This is a genomic window from Shigella sp. FJ200513, assembly GCF_040495915.1.
GTDB lineage: Bacteria > Pseudomonadota > Gammaproteobacteria > Enterobacterales > Enterobacteriaceae > ECMA0423.
The window spans coordinates 1-20,445 of sequence record NZ_JBDYCV010000075.1 but is presented as its reverse complement, the minus strand read 5'-3'; the positions used below and the strand labels follow the sequence as shown (position 1 = coordinate 20,445).

The window sequence follows — 20,445 nt, the reverse complement described above, 5'->3', positions numbered from 1 at the left end:
GTGGAGCTGCATGACAAGGTCATCGGGCATTATCTGAACATAAAACACTATCAGTAAGTTGGAGTCATTACCAAAATACGGTTAAAAATACTTTTTTTATTTCGGCGGGGGAGGGTATTTCCGCCGAAATATTATTGCTTATGCCTGATGTAAAATAGTTAATACCGTGCGCAAATCATTTACCGAGATTTGCCCTGGCGCAGAGGCTTTTTTTACCGCACCAAAAGTTGCCGCCGAGCCAAATACTTCACCAACCAGACGAGAAATTACGCCAGTTTTTGCCATCGACATCGTGATGATTGGACGATCGGCATACTGCTCCTGCATCTCCAGGGTCGCGGCAAGCAACGTCAGCACATCGCTGGTACTTTGCGGCATCAGCGCAATCTTAGGAATATCGGCGTCGAAGGACTGCATTTTGCGCAGACGGGCAATGATTTCTTCGGCTTCCGGCGTTTTATGGAAGTCATGGTTGGACATGACAACTTTCACATCATGCGCGTGGGCGTAGGCGACGGTTTCTTTGACCTGATCATCGCCGGTAAATAACTCCAGATCGATCATATCAACCAGGCCGCTGTCGATGGCTGCACGATTGAGAGCAATATAAGCCTCGGTGGAAATCGCCTGCTCGCCGCCTTCTTTGGCACTGCGGAAGGTAAACAGCAGCGGTTTTTCTGGCATGGTTTCACGGAGAATTTTTGCCGCCGCCATGACAGACTCCACATTGGAGAGGTCGGCAAAGTGGTCCACACGCCATTCCAGAATATCAAAGTCCGCTTCACGATAGGCGAGAGCTTCGGATTTCACGCGGGCGATATCTTTCGCCATCAGCGAGACGATGATTTTAGGTGCGCCCGCACCAATGACGAGATCTTTTACAGTTACGGTTTTCATTTTTTACCCTTTCTGCACGCGGTCAGCCTGTCAGGCACCGAACCCCATGACCTGTTTAACATATTCCAGAGGGAAATCTTTGCCAGTCCATAACGTGAACTGTTCAGCCCCTTGCCACAACAACATGCCGTATCCATCAATCGTTTTGCAACCAGCTTGTTGTGCCTGCTGCAATAACTTCGTCATATGCGGGTTATACACGCATTCAGTGACCAGCAGTCCCGGATGTAACAGACTGATATCATTAACCAATGATTCATTCTCAAGGGGTTTCATACCTACTTTTGTGCCATTGGTTAAAATGTCGGCGGAAGCCAGGGCTTCAGCAAAGGCTTGCTGATCGGCGAGATCGGTATCCGTGACGACACAATCGGTGTTTTCGTTAACCCGCTGCGCGAAGGCGAGGGCTTTATCGAAGAACTCATCCCGACGGTTAAAGAGTTTAATTTCTTTTAAACCTTCAATTGCCCCCTGCGCGCCAATCGCCGTTGAGGCACCTCCGGCCCCTAACAGCACCATCGTTTTGCCTTTGATATCAAAACCGCTCTCTTTAATGGCGCGAATATGGCCCGTGCCGTCGGTGTTATAGCCACGCAGATAGCCATCATCATTAACGATGGTGTTGATGGCACCCACCAGTTTGGCTGCTGGCGTTAATTCATCAACATATTCACACGCCAGTTGTTTGTTCGGCATCGACACACCAGTTCCGCGCATTTTGAGGGCTTTTAATCCTTCAATTGCTCCGGGAAAGCTATCGTTATCCACTTCGAAGGCCATATAGGTAAATGGCAATCCCGCTTTTTCTAAGGCTTTATTCTGCATTTCAGGCGATAAACTGTGGCGGATAGGATAAGCCATCAATCCAATCAATTCGTATTTTGCGGTAACATCCATAATTAACTCCTTTAACCTCTATGCTTAATTGTGTTTAACCGGGTGCTAAATTTGCGTTCGCCAAACCGCACATCATTCTCAGGAATAATAAAAACGCGGTAATAGCGGCTAAAAACAATAATTGCGGTAATCAGGGCCAGCAGCGCGAAAGTAAAATCGAGAACAATGATATATTGCAGGCCGATGTTCGACAGATAACCGGTAATCAGCGGAATAACAAAGTTAGCCAGTCCACCCATCATCATATAAATACTGGTGACTTTGGCTTTGCTTTTGGGGAAAAACTCTGACATGACCGAAACACCGAGCTGTAAAATGCCGCCAGCTGCTGAGAAACCGATAACAAAGGCGCCGGCATTACACACCAGTGGAGAAGGGTACAGGTAGATAATGGCAGCTGTTATTGTTGCCAGCGCAGAGTTAAATACATTAGCCCAGATGGGCCGGACCATTTTTTTCAGTAGTGCGGCAAAAATAAAGACACAGACCAACGAGCCCATACTGTAATAAGAGATGGTTTTTAATGCCTCAGCTTCTGACATACCAGCAAAAGCCATCGCATATTTGGGCATCCACACCACAATCACATAAAAGGTCGAGAATGCGGCTACACCGAACAGTACCGATGAAACACCTTCCAGCCAGACTAAAGGTTTTGCTGTTCATTTGCGGTAATTCATTAGCTACGCTGGCGTCCACCAACTGGCTGGGGAATTTGCTTTTCAACAGCATCAGCGTGATCAGTACAAACAGAATACCCGGAATAATCAGCCCATAGCCGTACCAGATATTATTGAGCAACATATAGCTCACCAGCATTGGGTAGAACATTTGCCCAAATGACACCATCGCTTTAACCAGTATGACCGCCGAACCAGAGGCTTTCGGAAAGCATTCCATGAGCGCGGGGTAGCCACCCGTATCCAGCGCTGAGTTAGCGATACCTACGCACACTGCCAGACCGTAGGCGAGAGTTAAATTCGGGCAAGCGGGAATACCAAAGAAGAATAGCAGATACATTATTACTGCCATTAATATCACCGCCCGACGACCAAACTTATCGGAGATCACACCGAAGAATAAAATACTGATCAATCGCCCCAAACCGATACCGGAAATTAAATAGGCAATGCCCGCGTTGTCAGTGGAAAACTTTTCTGACAGAGATGTCATATTTTGGGCAAGCGTAATAACACTAATGCCGTGCAGGAAATAGCTGAAGTAAATACAAAGAACAGCCAGGATAAATGGCGTGCTGAAAGATAATTTCGTTACCGTACGTATTGTTCTCCGACGGTTTACATAATTACTATACTGAAGATGATTTTCCCTGGGTACATGGCATAAAGTTTATGTTTCCAGGAATATTGCATGTCATAGTTTGTTTTTGATCGCGATTTTCCTTAGTTAGCGCAGAAAGAGTTATTTATCCGTAAGATCTTGCATGACCTGAAAAGAATATTGCATTACCCACCCGGAGCGACATTTTCCTTTAGCGAGTGATGCCGCGTTTTTTTGCGGCTGCGTAAGCCGATAAACAGTGCCAGTAAAAAACCGATGGCAGTATCGAACCACATAATATCGGCAATACTTCTTTGGGACAGATGAGCCGTAATCAACGGAATAGTAAAGGTCGCAATACTGCCCGTACTGTAATAGATCCCTGTAGCTTTACCTTTAGCGTAAGGGAAACGTTCAGCCATTAACGTCAGGCCAATTTGCACAACACCTCCAGCAGAGGTAAAACCAATGACAAAAGCAAATATTATCACCACATAAAATGTGGGATGCAGGCAGACGGTAAACAGAGCAATAAATGAGATAAAGGTGTACAGCATCAGTAATGTTGTTGGGCGAACGGTATTACGAATGAGTGGAGCGGTAATAAATACACAAAGCAGCGAACCCACGGTGTAGATACTGAGTAGTTTGATCGACATAGTGTATGACATGCCTGCAACAAATTGTCCGTACTGTGCCAGCCACTGGCTAACCAGATAAAACGTTGCCATTGAGATATAGCCATATAAGGTATAACTGGCTAAATCGATAATTGAACAGCGATGTTCCGTAGAGCTGGTGGTTTTCTTTATGACAGGTAAGCGACGACCCGGATGGGGTGGGAACGTACAACGGTATAAAAACAGAGCGTTAATAAACATAATGCCTGCAGCAATCATAAAGGACCAACCGAACCACAGTTCAGCCCACACTAACAGGCTAATGATTAGCGGTAATAAAAATTGTCCGCTGGAAACAAATGCTTTAATTAAAATATTGGCTGTCCCAGGTGAGCGTGGAAAAGCTTCCATCAAACTGGGATAAGTGCCTGCATCGAGAAAACTGTTTGCCATTCCCGCCAGAAAGCCAAAAACATAAGCGATAATGATGTTATTGGTCTGCAGGATGTCAAAAAAGAAGGCCATATAGCAGCACATCCCGAGCATGATAAAAGGGCGGCGACCAAAGCGATCGGATAATAATCCTGCAAAAAGCAAGACACTTAATCGACCAATGCCCAGCGATGAGATAACTATCGAGACACCCGCGGCATTAGTCTGCCAAAGTGTCTCCAGCGAGGCCATATTCAGGCTCATCAAAATGACGCCCATACCATGCACCAGGTAATTAAAATACAACCCAAGTGCGGTAGGGTAATAGGGATTTTTCATAGGTTCTACTTAGCAAAGGTGCTTTAAAAAGTGTAGCGATGTTGTGTCAGTATCCATTCATTATTGTTGTAACAACGACAATTCCTTTCTGTGGAAAAATTAACAAAGCCGCTCCAGATCGTGTGCATATAATTCAGCGGCTACCGATTGATAGATCTTCCAGTCAATAAAATTGCCATCAGGGTAGACTTGTTGAAACGCGGTTAAGTCGGGGAAAAAACGCATGGTGTTGTTGCCGATGCGGTTATTTATTTTCTCTATGATGGCATGAAGATGTTTTTTTCGTTGCTGACGCATAGCCAACAGTTGCTCGACTACACAATCAGGAATGGCGCATTTGCCATTTTCCCACTGACGCCAGCTTTCACTGTCACCGGTCTGGGCAATCCAGGTCGCGCATTCATCAATAGTCATGGCAAAAATATGGCGGAGTGCCTGGAGTTCATAAGCGTTCATCGTGTAATGGCTGCATGAAATAAACAATAAAATATAAATAACATTATCAGCCTGCTGACGGCTTGAAGAGAGTCACAGTATCTTGTGCAACATTATTGGAAAGAGTGAGGGGCGAGGTAGCGAAGCGGAAAAATGTTAAAAAAAAGCCCATCGTGGGAGATGGGAAAAGACTACACACAGCAATTCGTTGTTTCACTCAGGGGATTTCCATGCTTATAAATCAATATGTTGATTTATAACCGTGAGCTAATAGTAGGCATACGGACTTTTTGCGTCGATCAGATTCGTCTCATTAGTTTAAAAACTGTAAAGAATTTGCGACAGGTACTACCAGCTGAATGGCGGTAAGCAGGAAAATATGGGGAAGAGCAAGCAAATATCAATTAGCGGTGATTAACAATCAGGCGGCAGAGCCGCCTGATGAGAAATTACTTATTCGGTTTCTCGATTTCGCCAAGTTCTTCGAGAATTTCTTCCGGTTGGTCCGTCGGTGGCGGGACTTCTTCCACCCACGCGGCAAACAGACGCCAGGAAACGGCTAACAGAACCGGACCAATAAACAGACCGATCATCCCGAAAGCAATCAAACCACCAATAACGCCAGAGAGGATCAGGATCAGCGGTAAATCGGCACCCATGCGAATTAACATTGGGCGGATGACGTTATCCAGCGTGCCAACCACACCGCTCCACACTAACAATACCGTTCCCCAGGTGGTATCGCCGGTCCAGTAGAGCCAGATAATCGCCGGAATCAGTACCGGCAACGGGCCAAGCTGGACAAGGCAGGAGAGGATCATTAACACCGTTAGCAACGTTGCATAAGGTACGCCGGATACGGCGAGGCCGATACCGCCAAGCACTGCCTGTACTAACGCCGTCACCACCACACCCAGCGCCACCGCGCGGATAGCCTGTGCCGCCAGCAGCACGGCGGCATCTCCGCGAACGCCTGCCAGACGGGTTGCAAAATGGCGAATGCCTTGTGCCACCTGTTCACCGCGCCAGTACAGCAGGGCACTGAAGAGAAGCATCAGCGCACAATGCACCATAAAGCGCCCGATATGCGCCGCCTGCCCAACGAACCAGGTGGTGGTGGTGCCAATATAAGGGCGGACTTTCGCCATGATCGCCGTACCCCCCATATCCAGCAAGTTGTGCCAGCCTGCATACAGCTTCGCGCCAATCACCGGAATGGTATTAAGCCACGCCAGATCGGGTAACGTCATGTCGCCGCTGGAAATGGCTTTAATTAGCGGGCCGCTGCCGTCGACGATACTGTTAACCAGCAAAGCAATAGGGATGATAAACACCATCACTAATAACAGCGTCATCACCAGAACGGCGAGAGAGCGGCGGCCAAACATGATCTTTTGCAAACGTAACAATACCGGCCAGGTGGCGATAACCACCGTACCGGCCCATGCAAAGCCGAGAATAAAGGGTTGAACAATCCACAGACATGCCACAATCATGATGGCTAAAAACAGCACCGAAAGCAGAATTTGTGCGACATCCCTGGGCTGACGAACATTTACCATAACTACTTTTCACCTTTTTTGTGCGTCAAATCGTCGACGCGACGTGAACACGCGAAACTCACCTGCATAATGATGAGCAATTTCAGCGGTTTTTAACAGGCCGATTCTGCCCTTAATTCTGATGGGCGTGTTAGAAAAAAATGTGGTACAACAACTCAGGCAACACGCAAACGATTTACTCGTCGTATTTCAAGTTGCATGTGCTGCGGCTACGTTCGTTCACCCCAGTCACTTACTATTGTAAGCTCCTGGAGTTCACTCGCTTGCCGCCTTCCTGCAACTCGAAATCCATAGAGTAAATAAACATCACCTTTCAGTGCGCTATTGCAGCCGCCTGAAAGAATAGTGTATCGACCTACATCACAGACCGCAGGAAAGGGTCAATATAATGATTCCACAGATTTCCCTGGCACCCGGCGTCGTTCAACTGGTGCTTAATTTTTTGCAAGAGCTGGAGCAACAAGGTTTTACCGGCGATGCGGCGACAAGTTATGCCGATCGTCTGACAATGTCGACCGACAACAGTATTTACCAACTTCTCCCCGATGCGGTGGTATTTCCGCGTTCAACCGCAGATGTGGCGCTGATCGCCCGTCTTGCCGCGCAGGAACGCTATTCATCGCTGATCTTTACCCCCCGCGGCGGCGGCACCGGCACTAACGGTCAGGCGCTCAACCAGGGGATTATTGTTGATATGTCCCGCCATATGAACCGCATCATCGAAATTAACCCTGAAGAGGGCTGGGTGCGCGTTGAGGCCGGGGTGATAAAAGACCAACTCAATCAGTACCTGAAACCGTTCGGCTACTTTTTTGCGCCGGAACTTTCGACCAGCAACCGGGCAACGCTCGGTGGGATGATCAATACCGATGCATCCGGTCAGGGATCGCTGGTCTATGGCAAAACGTCAGATCACGTACTTGGCGTACGCGCGGTGTTGTTGGGGGGCGATATTCTCGATACGCAACCTTTACCCGTCGAGCTGGCGGAAACGCTGGGTAAATCCAATACCACAATCGGGCGAATTTATAACACGGTTTATCAACGTTGCCGTCAGCAACGCCAGTTAATCATCGACAACTTCCCCAAACTTAACCGCTTTCTTACCGGTTACGATCTGCGTCATGTCTTTAACGATGAGATGACCGAGTTCGACCTGACGCGCATTCTGACGGGTTCAGAAGGGACGCTGGCCTTTATTACCGAAGCGCGGCTGGATATTACGCGCTTGCCTAAAGTGCGCCGTCTGGTGAATGTCAAATATGACTCTTTTGACTCTGCGCTGCGTAACGCGCCGTTTATGGTTGAGGCGCGGGCGCTTTCGGTAGAGACGGTGGACTCAAAAGTGCTGAATCTGGCGCGGGAAGATATTGTCTGGCATTCCGTCAGCGAGTTGATTACCGATATGCCTGACAAAGAGATGCTCGGACTGAACATTGTGGAATTTGCTGGTGATGATGAGGCGCTGATTGACGAGCGAGTTAATGCACTCTGTGTGCGGCTTGATGAGCTGATTGCCAGCCAACAGGCAGGTGTGATTGGCTGGCAGGTGTGCCGCGAGCTGGCGGGGGTTGAACGTATCTATGCGATGCGCAAAAAAGCCGTTGGTCTGCTTGGCAATGCCAAAGGTGCCGCTAAGCCAATTCCGTTTGCTGAGGATACCTGCGTACCGCCGGAACATCTGGCCGATTATATTGCTGAATTTCGCGCGCTGCTCGACAGCCACGGCTTAAGCTACGGTATGTTCGGTCACGTCGACGCAGGTGTCTTGCACGTCCGTCCGGCACTGGATATGTGCGATCCGCAACAAGAGATTTTGATGAAGCAAATCTCTGATGACGTGGTGGCGCTGACTGCGAAATACGGTGGTTTGTTGTGGGGCGAGCACGGCAAAGGTTTTCGCGCTGAATACAGCCCGGCGTTTTTCGGTGAGGAACTTTTTGCAGAACTGCGCAAAGTGAAAGCGGCATTTGACCCGCATAACCGACTCAACCCAGGGAAGATTTGCCCGCCAGAAGGTCTCGATGCGCCGATGATGAAAGTGGACGCGGTGAAGCGCGGTACATTCGATCGGCAGATCCCCATTGCGGTACGCCAGCAGTGGCGCGGTGCGATGGAGTGTAACGGCAACGGTTTATGCTTCAACTTTGATGCCCGTAGTCCGATGTGTCCGTCGATGAAGATCACCCAGAACCGGATTCATTCACCGAAAGGGCGCGCAACGCTGGTGCGTGAATGGCTGCGCTTGTTGGCGGATCGCGGCGTTGACCCACTCAAACTGGAACAAGAACTGCCTGAATCCGGCGTCAGTTTGCGGACGTTAATTGCCCGCACGCGCAATAGCTGGCATGCGAATAAAGGCGAATATGACTTCTCACACGAAGTCAAAGAGGCGATGTCGGGCTGTCTGGCCTGTAAAGCTTGTTCGACCCAGTGCCCCATCAAAATTGATGTGCCGGAGTTTCGCTCTCGTTTTCTGCAGCTCTATCACACCCGTTATTTACGCCCGCTTCGCGACCACCTCGTTGCTACGGTCGAGAGCTACGCACCGCTGATGGCACGCGCGCCGAAAACCTTTAACTTCTTCATTAACCAGCCGCTGGTGCGCAAACTCTCGGAAAAACATATCGGCATGGTTGATTTGCCACTGCTGTCGGTCCCCTCGCTACAACAACAAATGGTGGGGCATCGCTCGGCAAACATGACGCTGGAACAGCTTGAAGCTCTCAATGCAGAGCAGAAAGCGCGCACGGTGTTGGTGGTGCAGGACCCCTTTACCAGCTATTACGATGCGCAAGTGGTGGCGGATTTTGTCCGTCTGGTTGAAAAATTAGGTTTCCAGCCTGTGTTACTGCCATTTTCGCCAAATGGCAAAGCCCAGCATATCAAAGGCTTTCTTAATCGTTTTGCGAAGACGGCGAAAAAGACGGCGGATTTCCTCAACCGTATGGCTAAGCTTGGGATGCCAATGGTGGGCGTCGATCCGGCGCTGGTACTTTGTTATCGCGATGAATATAAACTGGCGCTGGGCGAGGAACGTGGCGAGTTTAACGTCTTACTTGCGAATGAATGGCTGGCAAGCGCACTTGAGTCACATCCAGTGGCTACAGTCAGCGGTGAATCATGGTATTTCTTTGGTCACTGTACCGAGGTTACCGCTTTGCCGGGCGCGCCAGCACAATGGGCCGCGATATTTGCCCGTTTTGGCGCGAAACTGGAAAATGTCAGCGTGGGTTGCTGCGGCATGGCAGGGACTTACGGACATGAAGCGAAAAACCATGAAAATTCGCTCGGGATCTATGAGTTATCCTGGCATCAGGCTATGCAGCGACTGCCGCGTAACCGCTGTCTGGCGACCGGATATTCCTGCCGTAGCCAGGTAAAACGGGTTGAAGGCACGGGGGTACGCCATCCTGTGCAGGCTTTACTGGAGATTATTAAATGATATGGAAACGGAAAATCACCCTGGAAGCACTGAATGCTATGGGTGAAGGAAACATGGTGGGGTTCCTGGATATTCGCTTTGAACATATTGGTGATGACACCCTTGAAGCGACAATGCCAGTAGACTCGCGGACAAAGCAGCCTTTCGGGTTGCTGCATGGAGGAGCATCCGTGGTACTGGCCGAAAGTATCGGTTCCGTTGCCGGTTATTTATGTACCGAAGGTGAGCAAAAAGTGGTTGGTCTGGAAATCAATGCTAATCACGTCCGCTCGGCACGAGAAGGGCGGGTGCGCGGCATATGTAAACCGTTGCATCTCGGTTCGCGTCACCAGGTCTGGCAGATTGAAATCTTCGATGAGAAAGGGCGTTTGTGCTGTTCGTCACGATTGACGACCGCCATTTTGTGACGTTGTCACCAGAAAAGTGTGACGCATATTGCTTTTGGTCATTATCTGCACAGTAAACGGTGGTATACTGTGCAGGTCTTGTCTAAAAGCGAGGATGCTATGTCTACTCAACTTGATCCCACCCAGCTGGCCATTGAATTTTTACGCCGTGACCAGAGCAATCTTTCACCTGCCCAATATCTCAAACGTCTGAAACAACTAGAACTTGAATTTGCTGACCTGCTTACTCTCTCTTCTGCTGAATTAAAAGAAGAAATCTACTTCGCCTGGCGTCTGGGCGTGCATTGATCCTGACTTAATGCCGCAAGTTCGCCAAATCGACCTGGATTAACCTCCGTCCAGGTTCGATGACCTTCTTAATACTGCTTATCTACCGCCTGATATTGTTCAAAAATAATACTAATCGCAGTTTGTGTTAAAACGGCGGGTTAGCTTTATGAGATTATTCTTATCGCCCCTTCAAGAGCTAAGCCACTGAGAGTGCCGGAGATAAGCGCCGGATGGGGTAGAAACCCTTAAGCCTGTGTCGCACAGACTTAAGGGTTTTCTTATTTCTGAACGCTGCACTTTTTTACCTATCTCTTAAATAGTCATTTTCAATACAACTTTTTCTTTTTCATCACAGCCTTAATGCTCCTTAGATAATAACCATTATCTAACAATGAGATACCTAATTCTTAGCGTGCCTGTTAACCCACACATCAGGGGCTATGCTTATTAAAAGCAGGCAAAAAGAATGTTTTACGGTAAAGCCCCTGCGTTTGCTGGGTTGAACTGATAATCATTATCACTAACATGCTGTTATACGCTGAAAGCGATGAAGTGAGGTAAATAGATGGACATGCATTCAGGAACCTTTAACCCACAGGATTTCGCCTGGCAAGGCTTAACGCTGACACCCGCAGCGGCGATACACATCCGCGAGCTGGTGGCAAAGCAGCCAGGTATGGTCGGCGTGCGCTTAGGTGTGAAGCAAACGGGCTGCGCGGGCTTTGGCTATGTGCTCGACAGTGTTAGCGAGCCGGACAAAGACGATCTGCTGTTTGAACACGACGGCGCGAAGCTGTTTGTCCCGCTGCAATCGATGCCGTTTATTGATGGCACGGAAGTCGATTTCGTTCGTGAAGGACTTAATCAGATATTCAAATTTCACAACCCTAAAGCCCAGAATGAATGTGGCTGTGGCGAAAGCTTTAGGGTATAGGCGGTACTATGTCTCGTAATACTGAAGCAACTGACGATGTCAAAACCTGGACCGGCGGCCCGCTGAACTATAAAGAAGGATTCTTCACCCAGTTAGCCACCGATGAGCTGGCAAAGGGGATAAACGAAGAGGTGGTGCGCGCAATTTCGGCGAAGCGTAATGAGCCGGAGTGGATGCTGGAGTTTCGTCTAAACGCCTATCGCGCATGGCTGGAGATGGAAGAACCGCACTGGTTGAAAGCGCACTACGACAAGCTGAATTATCAGGATTACAGCTACTACTCAGCACCATCGTGCGGTAATTGTGACGACACTTGCGCGTCTGAACCTGGCGCGGTGCAGCAAACTGGCGCGAACGCCTTTTTAAGTAAAGAGGTGGAGGCGGCGTTTGAGCAGTTGGGCGTTCCCGTGCGGGAAGGCAAAGAGGTGGCGGTGGATGCCATTTTCGACTCTGTTTCGGTTGCCACCACTTATCGCGAAAAACTGGCGGAGCAGGGAATTATTTTCTGTTCCTTTGGTGAGGCGATCCACGATCACCCGGAACTGGTGCGTAAATATCTCGGCACCGTGGTGCCGGGGAATGACAACTTCTTTGCAGCACTTAATGCGGCGGTAGCCTCTGACGGTACGTTTATTTATGTGCCTAAAGGCGTGCGCTGCCCGATGGAACTTTCCACCTATTTTCGCATTAACGCGGAAAAAACCGGGCAGTTTGAGCGCACAATTCTGGTGGCCGACGAAGACAGCTACGTCAGCTACATTGAAGGCTGTTCCGCTCCGGTGCGTGACAGCTATCAGTTGCACGCGGCAGTGGTGGAAGTCATCATCCATAAAAACGCCGAGGTGAAATATTCCACGGTACAAAACTGGTTCCCTGGCGATAACAACACCGGCGGTATTCTCAACTTCGTCACCAAGCGTGCTTTGTGCGAAGGCGAAAACAGCAAAATGTCATGGACGCAATCAGAAACCGGGTCAGCGATTACGTGGAAATATCCCAGCTGCATTTTGCGCGGCGATAACTCCATTGGTGAGTTTTACTCAGTGGCGCTGACCAGCGGTCATCAGCAAGCGGATACCGGCACCAAGATGATCCACATCGGTAAAAACACCAAATCGACCATTATCTCGAAAGGGATCTCTGCCGGACATAGTCAGAACAGTTATCGCGGCTTAGTGAAAATCATGCCGACGGCAACCAATGCGCGCAATTTCACTCAGTGCGACTCAATGCTGATTGGCGCTAATTGTGGGGCGCATACCTTCCCGTATGTCGAATGTCGCAATAACAGCGCACAACTGGAGCACGAGGCAACGACATCACGTATTGGTGAAGATCAACTGTTTTACTGCCTGCAACGCGGGATCAGCGAAGAAGACGCCATCTCGATGATTGTTAACGGTTTCTGCAAAGACGTGTTCTCAGAACTGCCGCTGGAATTTGCCGTTGAAGCACAAAAACTCCTCGCCATCAGTCTTGAACACAGCGTCGGATAAGGAATAAACATGTTAAGTATTAAAGATTTACACGTCAGCGTGGAAGATAAAGCTATCCTGCGTGGATTAAGCCTCGACGTTCGTCCCGGCGAAGTTCACGCCATTATGGGGCCAAACGGTTCGGGCAAAAGTACCTTATCGGCAACGCTTGCCGGGCGCGAAGATTATGAAGTGACGGGCGGCACGGTTGAGTTCAAAGGCAAAGATTTGCTTGCACTGTCGCCGGAAGATCGTGCAGGCGAAGGCATCTTTATGGCCTTCCAGTATCCGGTGGAGATTCCAGGCGTCAGTAACCAGTTTTTCCTGCAAACGGCACTTAATGCAGTGCGCAGCTATCGCGGCCAGGAAACGCTCGACCGCTTTGATTTTCAGGATTTGATGGAAGAGAAAATCGCTCTCCTGAAGATGCCGGAAGATTTATTAACCCGTTCGGTAAACGTTGGTTTTTCCGGCGGCGAGAAAAAGCGCAACGATATTTTGCAAATGGCGGTGCTGGAACCGGAGTTATGCATTCTTGATGAGTCGGACTCCGGGCTGGATATTGACGCATTAAAAGTGGTCGCCGATGGCGTGAACTCGCTGCGTGATGGCAAGCGCTCATTCATCATTGTTACGCACTACCAACGCATTCTCGACTACATCAAGCCTGATTACGTTCATGTGCTATATCAGGGACGAATTGTGAAATCCGGCGATTTCACGTTGGTCAAACAACTGGAGGAGCAGGGTTATGGCTGGCTTACCGAACAGCAGTAATGCGCTGCAACAGTGGCATCACTTGTTTGAAGCTGAAGGGACAAAACGCTCACCGCAAGCACAGCAGCATTTACAACAATTGCTGCGTACCGGACTGCCGACACGTAAACATGAAAACTGGAAATATACGCCGCTGGAAGGGCTGACCAATAGTCAGTTTGTCAGCATTGCGGGAGATATATCCCCACAGCAGCGTGATGCCTTAGCGTTAACGTTAGACGCCGTGCGGCTGGTGTTTGTCGATGGACGTTACGTGCCCGCGCTGAGCGATGCAATTGAAGGCAGCGGATATGAAGTGAGCATTAACGACGACCGTCAGGGGTTACCCGACGCTATTCAGGCGGAAGTGTTTCTGCATTTGACGGAAAGCCTGGCACAAAGCGTGACGCATATCGCCGTGAAGCGCGGTCAACGGCCGGCAAAGCCATTGCTGTTAATGCATATCACCCAGGGCGTGGCAGGTGAAGAGGTGAACACTGCCCATTACCGGCATCATCTGGATCTGGCGGAAGGTGCCGAAGCAACGGTGATCGAACATTTTGTCAGCCTTAATGATGCTCGTCATTTTACCGGGGCACGGTTCACTATCAATGTCGCAGCGAACGCCCACTTGCAGCATATCAAGCTGGCGTTTGAAAACCCGGTCAGTCACCACTTTGCCCATAACGATTTGTTGCTGGCTGACGATGCCACCGCATTTAGCCATAGTTTCCTGCTGGGTGGCGCAGTGTTACGACACAACACCAGTACGCAACTCAATGGCGAAAACAGCACGCTGCGGATCAATAGCCTGGCGATGCCGGTGAAAAACGAGGTGTGTGATACCCGTACCTGGCTGGAACACAATAAAGGTTTTTGTAACAGCCGACAGTTGCACAAAACTATCGTCAGCGACAAAGGCCGCGCGGTATTTAACGGTTTGATCAACGTCGCGCAGCACGCCATCAAAACGGATGGTCAGATGACCAACAATAATCTGCTGATGGGCAAACTGGCGGAAGTGGATACAAAACCGCAGCTGGAAATCTATGCAGATGATGTGAAATGCAGCCACGGCGCGACGGTGGGGCGTATTGATGATGAACAGATGTTCTATCTGCGCTCGCGCGGGATCAATCAGCAGGATGCCCAGCAGATGATCATTTACGCCTTTGCTGCCGAACTGACGGAAGCACTGCGTGATGAGGGGCTTAAACAGCAGGTGCTGGCCCGAATCGGTCAACGGCTGCCAGGAGGTGCAAGATGACTTTTTCCGTCGACAAAGTGCGGGCCGACTTTCCGGTGCTTTCGCGTGAGGTAAACGGTTTGCCGCTGGCTTATCTCGACAGCGCCGCCAGTGCACAGAAACCGAGCCAGGTGATTGACGCCGAGGCCGAGTTTTATCGTCATGGCTACGCGGCGGTGCATCGCGGTATTCATACCTTAAGCGCCCAGGCGACCGAGAAAATGGAGAACGTGCGCAAGCGGGCATCGCTGTTTATTAATGCCCGTTCGGCGGAAGAGCTGGTGTTTGTCCGCGGCACGACGGAAGGGATCAATCTGGTCGCCAATAGCTGGGGCAACAGCAATGTGCGGGCGGGCGATAACATCATCATCAGTCAGATGGAGCACCACGCTAACATTGTCCCCTGGCAGATGCTTTGCGCACGCGTTGGCGCAGAGCTGCGTGTGATCCCTCTCAACCCCGACGGTACGCTGCAACTGGAGACGCTGCCTACGCTGTTTGATGAGAAAACTCGCCTGCTGGCAATTACTCATGTCTCCAACGTGCTTGGCACAGAAAATCCACTGGCGGAAATGATCACGCTTGCGCACCAGCATGGCGCAAAAGTGCTGGTGGATGGCGCTCAGGCGGTGATGCATCATCCGGTGGATGTTCAGGCGCTGGATTGCGACTTTTACGTGTTCTCCGGGCATAAACTGTATGGCCCCACCGGAATTGGCATTCTTTATGTGAAAGAAGCCTTGTTGCAGGAGATGCCGCCGTGGGAAGGGGGCGGTTCTATGATCGCCACCGTCAGCCTGAGTGAAGGCACTACCTGGACCAAAGCACCATGGCGGTTTGAAGCCGGTACACCCAATACCGGGGGCATCATTGGTCTTGGCGCGGCGCTGGAGTATGTTTCGGCGCTGGGGCTTAATAGCATAGCCGAGTATGAACAGAATCTGATGCATTATGCGCTATCACAGCTGGAATCTGTACCGGATCTCACTCTCTATGGCCAACAAAACAGGCTTGGCGTTATTGCTTTTAATCTCGGTAAACACCACGCCTATGATGTTGGCAGTTTTCTCGATAATTACGGCATTGCTGTGCGTACCGGACATCACTGCGCTATGCCATTAATGGCCTATTACAACGTCCCTGCGATGTGTCGGGCGTCGCTGGCCATGTATAACACCCATGAAGAAGTGGAGCGTCTGGTGACCGGCCTGCAACGTATTCACCGTCTGCTGGGATAACAGGGAGGCACTATGGCTTTATTGCCGGATAAAGAAAAATTGCTGCGTAATTTTTTACGCTGCGCCAACTGGGAAGAGAAATATCTCTACATTATTGAGCTGGGCCAGCGTCTGCCAGAATTACGCGCCGAAGACGGAAGCCCACAAAATAGCATTCAGGGCTGCCAGAGTCAGGTGTGGATTGTCATGCGCCAGAATGCGCAGGGAATTATTGAATTGCAGGGCGACAGCGATGCGGCGATTGTGAAAGGGCTTATTGCGGTCGTCTTTATTCTCTACGATCAGATGACGCCGCAGGATATTGTCAATTTCGATGTGCGTCCGTGGTTTGAAAAAATGGCGCTCACCCAACATCTCACCCCATCTCGTTCACAAGGTCTGGAAGCGATGATTCGCGCAATTCGCGCCAAAGCCGCTGCACTTAGCTAAACTAAAGGGACAGCTTTCATCCGGTTGGCTCACATTGCCGGATGGTCAATGTTTACACTGACCGGCACAGGAGTGTTTTGGTTTCAGGTGAACATAAGCACCATCCGACGTTTCAGCGTGAGTCTCCGGCAAATACAGGAGGTTTACAATGAAACGCGCGTCTTTGCTTACACTCACGCTTATCGGCGCTTTTAGCGCCATCCAGGCTGCCTGGGCGGTTGATTATCCGCTACCACCAACCGGAAGCCGACTGGTTGGGCAAAATCAAACGTATACGGTGCAAGAAGGGGATAAAAACCTTCAGGCTATTGCCCGACGTTTTGATACTGCAGCAATGTTGATCCTTGAAGCCAATAACACTATCGCCCCGGTGCCAAAACCTGGTACGACGATAACTATTCCTTCACAACTGTTATTACCTGATGCACCGCGTCAGGGGATTATCGTTAACCTTGCAGAGCTGCGCCTTTATTATTATCCGCCGGGAGAAAATATTGTGCAGGTTTATCCAATAGGTATTGGATTGCAGGGGCTGGAAACGCCGGTGATGGAAACGCGTGTTGGGCAGAAAATCCCTAACCCAACCTGGACGCCTACGGCAGGCATTCGTCAGCGTTCGCTGGAGCGTGGCATTAAATTACCGCCAGTCGTTCCTGCCGGACCAAATAACCCGCTAGGACGTTACGCACTGCGCCTCGCGCATGGTAATGGCGAATACCTCATTCATGGCACCAGTGCGCCGGACAGCGTTGGTTTGCGCGTCAGTTCAGGGTGTATTCGCATGAATGCACCGGATATTAAAGCCTTGTTCTCCAGCGTGCGGACGGGAACGCCGGTGAAAGTGATCAACGAACCGGTGAAATATTCCGTGGAACCTAACGGGATGCGTTATGTTGAAGTACATCGACCACTATCAGCAGAAGAACAGCAAAACGTTCAGACAATGCCATACACACTGCCAGCAGGCTTTACGCAATTTAAAGACAATAAGGCTGTAGATCAGAAGTTAGTCGATAAAGCGTTGTATCGTCGGGCAGGGTATCCGGTTTCGGTGAGCAGTGGAGCAACTCCCGCAGCCAGCAATGCGCCTTCAGTAGAGTCAGCGCAGAATGGTGAACCAGAGCAAGGGAATATGTTACGCGCGACGCAGTAGTGGTAAATAGCAGACAAAAAAATGGCGCACAATGTGCGCCATTTTTCACTTCACAGGTACTATTACTTGCGGTATTTAGTAGCCATGTTGTCCAGACGCTGGTTAGCACGAGCTGCGTCATCTTTAGCAGCCTGAACGTCGGAACGCATTGCGTTCACGTCGTTGCTCAGCTGGTCAACTTTAGCGTTCAGAGTCTGAACGTCAGAAGACAGCTGATCGATTTTAGCGTTGCTGGAGCAACCTGCCAGCAGAGTAGAACCCAGGATTACCGCGCCCAGTACCAGTTTAGTAGCTTTCATTATTAATACCCTCTAGATTGAGTTAATCTCCATGTAGCGTTACAAGTATTACACAAAGTTTTTTATGTTGAGAATATTTTTTTGATGGGAAGGCACTTATTTTTGATCGTTCGCTCAAAGAAGCATCGAACGCTGGGTTTTAGATAAAAAAATTGAGAGAAAACAGGATGCTTCCATCGGATTCATCTTAAATAAAGTGAGATTATATAGTGAAATCCGATTTGATTTTTTATTGCTTCTGGTTATCGATTAAATAAAAAAAGCGCCCATCAGGGCGCTTCGATATACAAATTAATTCACAAAAGCAATATTACAGGACGTGAACAGATGCGGTGTTAGTAGTGCCGCTCGGTACCAGTGCACCAGAAACCATAACTACGACGTCACCTTTGTGTGCCAGACCGCTCTGCAGAGCCAGTTCTTTACCCAGACGGTAGAAATCATCAGTAGAAGTGATCTCTTTAACCAGCTGCGGCACAACGCCTTTGCTCAGTACCAACTGATGAGCCGTTTTTTCGTTGGTGGTCAGTGCCAGGATGGTGGCATCCGGGAAGTATTTACGTACTGCGCGAGCAGATTTACCGCCCTGGGTAGCAACCACGATCAGCGGAGCATCCAGTTTTTCAGCAGTTTCAACGGCACCACGGCATACCGCTTCGGTGATGCGCAGTTTACGGTTGTCATTGTTGAACTCGAGACGGCTGTTCATCACGCGGTCGGTACGTTCGCAGATGGTCGCCATGATAGAAACCGCTTCCAGCGGGTATTTACCTTTTGCGGATTCACCAGACAGCATCACTGCGTCAGTACCGTCGAGGATGGCGTTTGCAACGTCACCGGCTTCTGCGCGAGTCGGGCGTGGGTTTTTGATCATGGAATCCAGCATCTGGGTCGCAGTGATAACGACTTTACGTGCACGGATACATTTTTCGATCATCATCTTCTGGGCGAAGATAACTTCTTCTACCGGGATTTCTACACCCAGGTCGCCACGCGCAACCATGATGCCGTCAGAGGCTTCGAGGATTTCGTCGAAGTTGTTGAGGCCTTCCTGGTTTTCGATTTTGGAGATGATGTGGATGTTTTCGCCGCCGTGCGCTTTCAGGTGCTCACGGATTTCGATAACGTCAGAACGCTTACGAATAAAGGAAGCAGCAACAAAGTCTACGCCTTTTTCGCAACCAAAGATCAGGTCCTGTTTGTCTTTTTCAGCCAGTGCTGGCAGAGCAATGGAAACGCCAGGCAGGTTCACACCTTTGTTTTCGCCCAGGTCACCGTTGTTCAGCACTTTACAGATAACTTTGTTACCTTCAATGGCGGTAACTTCCATACCGATCAGACCATCGTCAACCAGTACGGTGTTGCCAACAGACAGGTCAGTAGTGAAACCTTCATACGTTACCGCAACCATTTCGCTGTTGCCGATAACAGATTTATCAGTGGTGAAAGTAAAGGTCTGACCAGCTTTCAGAGAAACATCGTTACCGCCTTCCAGTTTCATGGTGCGGATTTCCGGACCTTTGGTATCAAGCAGGATAGCGGCGGTTTTACCAGTTTTGCTCATCACGTTGCGCAGATTCTGAATGCGCTGACCGTGTTCTGCATAGTCACCATGAGAGAAGTTCAGACGCATAACGTTCATGCCAGCGTCCAGCATTTTAGCTAACATCTCTTCAGATTCGGTTTTCGGTCCGATGGTGCAAACAATTTTGGTCTTTTTCATGACAGTCTTAGTCTTTAAGTTGAGAAGGATGGGAGAAACTTGCTTTCTGGGCGCACTGCCGGAAAGCGAATCCGGTATTACGAAAGTGGTGGTGCCTCGCTCTAAGGATAGGTGACATCGAAAAAGCGTGCAGAGGAATGTGTGCTTGTGTCTCAGCCCAACGTGAGTGTCTGTTTTTGAGTCGTTGAGTTCTACAGTCCAAAGTGCTGAAACCATTCAAGAGTCAATTGGCGCGCATTATACGCTGAAATTAATCCAAAAGGAAAACAAAAACAGCGTTTCAAAAAATATACAACTTGTTAGACAATAAATTGTTATCAAAGATTTAACGTTCCAGGGAAAAGGTTACGCAAAAACTTCGCTGTTTGCGCAACGTCTGGTGCCGAAGTTGTCAGTGTGAGGATAAGTGAAAGTTCATCCGGTGTATAAATATATCATCGCTCAATTGCTACAGTTAAAATAATTTATCGCGTTATTTGTCTGATTTTGTTTGATTTTTGTTTAATTGGTTAGATTGATATATGCTGATAGTTGGTAATGACTCCAACTTACTGATAGTGTTTTATGTTCAGATAATGCCCGATGACCTTGTCATGCAGCTCCACCG

20 protein-coding genes, 1 other RNA gene and 1 pseudogene are annotated in these 20,445 nt (G+C 49.4%); 11 read left to right on the top strand and 11 right to left on the bottom strand.

Going from position 1 to position 20,445, the window contains the following annotated elements; all coding sequences use genetic code 11:
• Complete coding sequence (locus tag ABZJ92_RS15230; RefSeq protein ID WP_003032489.1) at positions 1–57, top strand: IS1 family transposase; 57 nt, start codon at positions 1–3, stop codon at positions 55–57.
• Positions 58–138: 81 nt separating this feature from the next.
• Here the strand turns inward: ABZJ92_RS15230 and aroD are convergent, their stop codons facing one another.
• The 7 genes and pseudogenes from aroD to ydiK all read right to left on the bottom strand — a co-directional run bounded on the left by aroD (position 139) and on the right by ydiK (position 6,463).
• The gene (aroD, locus tag ABZJ92_RS15225; RefSeq protein WP_000860164.1) at positions 139–897 is read right to left on the bottom strand and encodes a type I 3-dehydroquinate dehydratase; all 759 of its coding nucleotides are present in this window, start codon (positions 895–897) and stop codon (positions 139–141) included.
• A gap of 30 nt (positions 898–927) precedes the next feature.
• Complete coding sequence (gene ydiB, locus ABZJ92_RS15220) at positions 928–1,794, bottom strand: quinate/shikimate dehydrogenase (RefSeq protein ID WP_000383465.1); 867 nt, start codon at positions 1,792–1,794, stop codon at positions 928–930.
• Positions 1,795–1,805: 11 nt separating this feature from the next.
• A pseudogene (locus ABZJ92_RS15215) lies at positions 1,806–3,078 on the bottom strand (MFS transporter).
• A gap of 182 nt (positions 3,079–3,260) precedes the next feature.
• Positions 3,261–4,466, bottom strand: coding sequence for an MFS transporter (locus ABZJ92_RS15210; protein ID WP_000795557.1), 1,206 nt, complete (start codon positions 4,464–4,466; stop codon positions 3,261–3,263).
• A 99-nt stretch (positions 4,467–4,565) separates the two neighbouring features.
• A complete protein-coding gene (locus tag ABZJ92_RS15205) occupies positions 4,566–4,922 on the bottom strand; it encodes a YdiL family protein (protein WP_001301287.1) in 357 nt (118 codons plus the stop codon).
• A 135-nt stretch (positions 4,923–5,057) separates the two neighbouring features.
• An RNA gene (gene rprA / locus ABZJ92_RS15200) (antisense sRNA RprA) lies at positions 5,058–5,165 on the bottom strand.
• A gap of 185 nt (positions 5,166–5,350) precedes the next feature.
• On the bottom strand, positions 5,351–6,463 hold the full coding sequence (ydiK, locus tag ABZJ92_RS15195; RefSeq protein WP_000248636.1) for an AI-2E family transporter YdiK: 1,113 nt from the start codon (positions 6,461–6,463) through the stop codon (positions 5,351–5,353).
• Positions 6,464–6,851: 388 nt separating this feature from the next.
• Here ydiK and ydiJ point away from each other — a divergent pair, with 388 nt between their 5' ends.
• The 10 genes from ydiJ to ldtE all read left to right on the top strand — a co-directional run bounded on the left by ydiJ (position 6,852) and on the right by ldtE (position 17,816).
• Entirely contained in the window at positions 6,852–9,908 is a 3,057-nt protein-coding gene (ydiJ, locus tag ABZJ92_RS15190) for a D-2-hydroxyglutarate dehydrogenase YdiJ (RefSeq protein WP_000612887.1), read from the top strand.
• Positions 9,905–10,315, top strand: a complete 411-nt coding sequence (gene menI / locus ABZJ92_RS15185) for a 1,4-dihydroxy-2-naphthoyl-CoA hydrolase (protein ID WP_000637981.1) — start codon at positions 9,905–9,907, stop codon at positions 10,313–10,315. Before ydiJ ends, menI begins: the two co-directional genes overlap by 4 nt.
• Positions 10,316–10,414: 99 nt before the next feature.
• Complete coding sequence (locus ABZJ92_RS15180; protein WP_001296104.1) at positions 10,415–10,603, top strand: YdiH family protein; 189 nt, start codon at positions 10,415–10,417, stop codon at positions 10,601–10,603.
• A 547-nt stretch (positions 10,604–11,150) separates the two neighbouring features.
• The gene (gene sufA, locus ABZJ92_RS15175) at positions 11,151–11,519 is read left to right on the top strand and encodes a Fe-S cluster assembly scaffold SufA (protein ID WP_000367164.1); all 369 of its coding nucleotides are present in this window, start codon (positions 11,151–11,153) and stop codon (positions 11,517–11,519) included.
• An 8-nt stretch (positions 11,520–11,527) separates the two neighbouring features.
• Complete coding sequence (sufB, locus tag ABZJ92_RS15170; protein ID WP_000089364.1) at positions 11,528–13,015, top strand: Fe-S cluster assembly protein SufB; 1,488 nt, start codon at positions 11,528–11,530, stop codon at positions 13,013–13,015.
• A gap of 9 nt (positions 13,016–13,024) precedes the next feature.
• Positions 13,025–13,771, top strand: coding sequence for a Fe-S cluster assembly ATPase SufC (sufC, locus tag ABZJ92_RS15165; RefSeq protein WP_000948872.1), 747 nt, complete (start codon positions 13,025–13,027; stop codon positions 13,769–13,771).
• Positions 13,746–15,017, top strand: coding sequence for a Fe-S cluster assembly protein SufD (gene sufD / locus ABZJ92_RS15160; RefSeq protein ID WP_000907988.1), 1,272 nt, complete (start codon positions 13,746–13,748; stop codon positions 15,015–15,017). Before sufC ends, sufD begins: the two co-directional genes overlap by 26 nt.
• A complete protein-coding gene (gene sufS, locus ABZJ92_RS15155) occupies positions 15,014–16,234 on the top strand; it encodes a cysteine desulfurase SufS (protein WP_000144580.1) in 1,221 nt (406 codons plus the stop codon). The genes sufD and sufS overlap by 4 nt, the downstream gene beginning before the upstream one ends.
• A gap of 12 nt (positions 16,235–16,246) precedes the next feature.
• Complete coding sequence (sufE, locus tag ABZJ92_RS15150; RefSeq protein ID WP_001196515.1) at positions 16,247–16,663, top strand: cysteine desulfuration protein SufE; 417 nt, start codon at positions 16,247–16,249, stop codon at positions 16,661–16,663.
• A gap of 148 nt (positions 16,664–16,811) precedes the next feature.
• Positions 16,812–17,816 carry a L,D-transpeptidase LdtE gene (gene ldtE / locus ABZJ92_RS15145; protein WP_000817104.1) on the top strand — a complete coding sequence of 335 codons (1,005 nt, stop codon included), beginning with the start codon at positions 16,812–16,814 and terminating at the stop codon, positions 17,814–17,816.
• Between the two features lie 62 nt (positions 17,817–17,878).
• On the opposite strand, the gene lpp is transcribed toward ldtE, so the two are convergent.
• From lpp to ABZJ92_RS15125, 4 genes are all read right to left on the bottom strand, one after another.
• Entirely contained in the window at positions 17,879–18,115 is a 237-nt protein-coding gene (gene lpp, locus ABZJ92_RS15140; protein ID WP_000648420.1) for a murein lipoprotein Lpp, read from the bottom strand.
• Positions 18,116–18,425: 310 nt separating this feature from the next.
• Positions 18,426–19,838, bottom strand: a complete 1,413-nt coding sequence (gene pykF / locus ABZJ92_RS15135) for a pyruvate kinase PykF (protein WP_005050332.1) — start codon at positions 19,836–19,838, stop codon at positions 18,426–18,428.
• 7 nt (positions 19,839–19,845) lie between these two features.
• Positions 19,846–20,040 (bottom strand): protein YnhH, encoded by a 195-nt coding sequence (ynhH, locus tag ABZJ92_RS15130; RefSeq protein WP_240806354.1) that lies wholly within the window; start codon positions 20,038–20,040, stop codon positions 19,846–19,848.
• A 346-nt stretch (positions 20,041–20,386) separates the two neighbouring features.
• Positions 20,387–20,443, bottom strand: a complete 57-nt coding sequence (locus ABZJ92_RS15125) for an IS1 family transposase (protein ID WP_003032489.1) — start codon at positions 20,441–20,443, stop codon at positions 20,387–20,389.
• Positions 20,444–20,445: the final 2 nt, after the last annotated feature.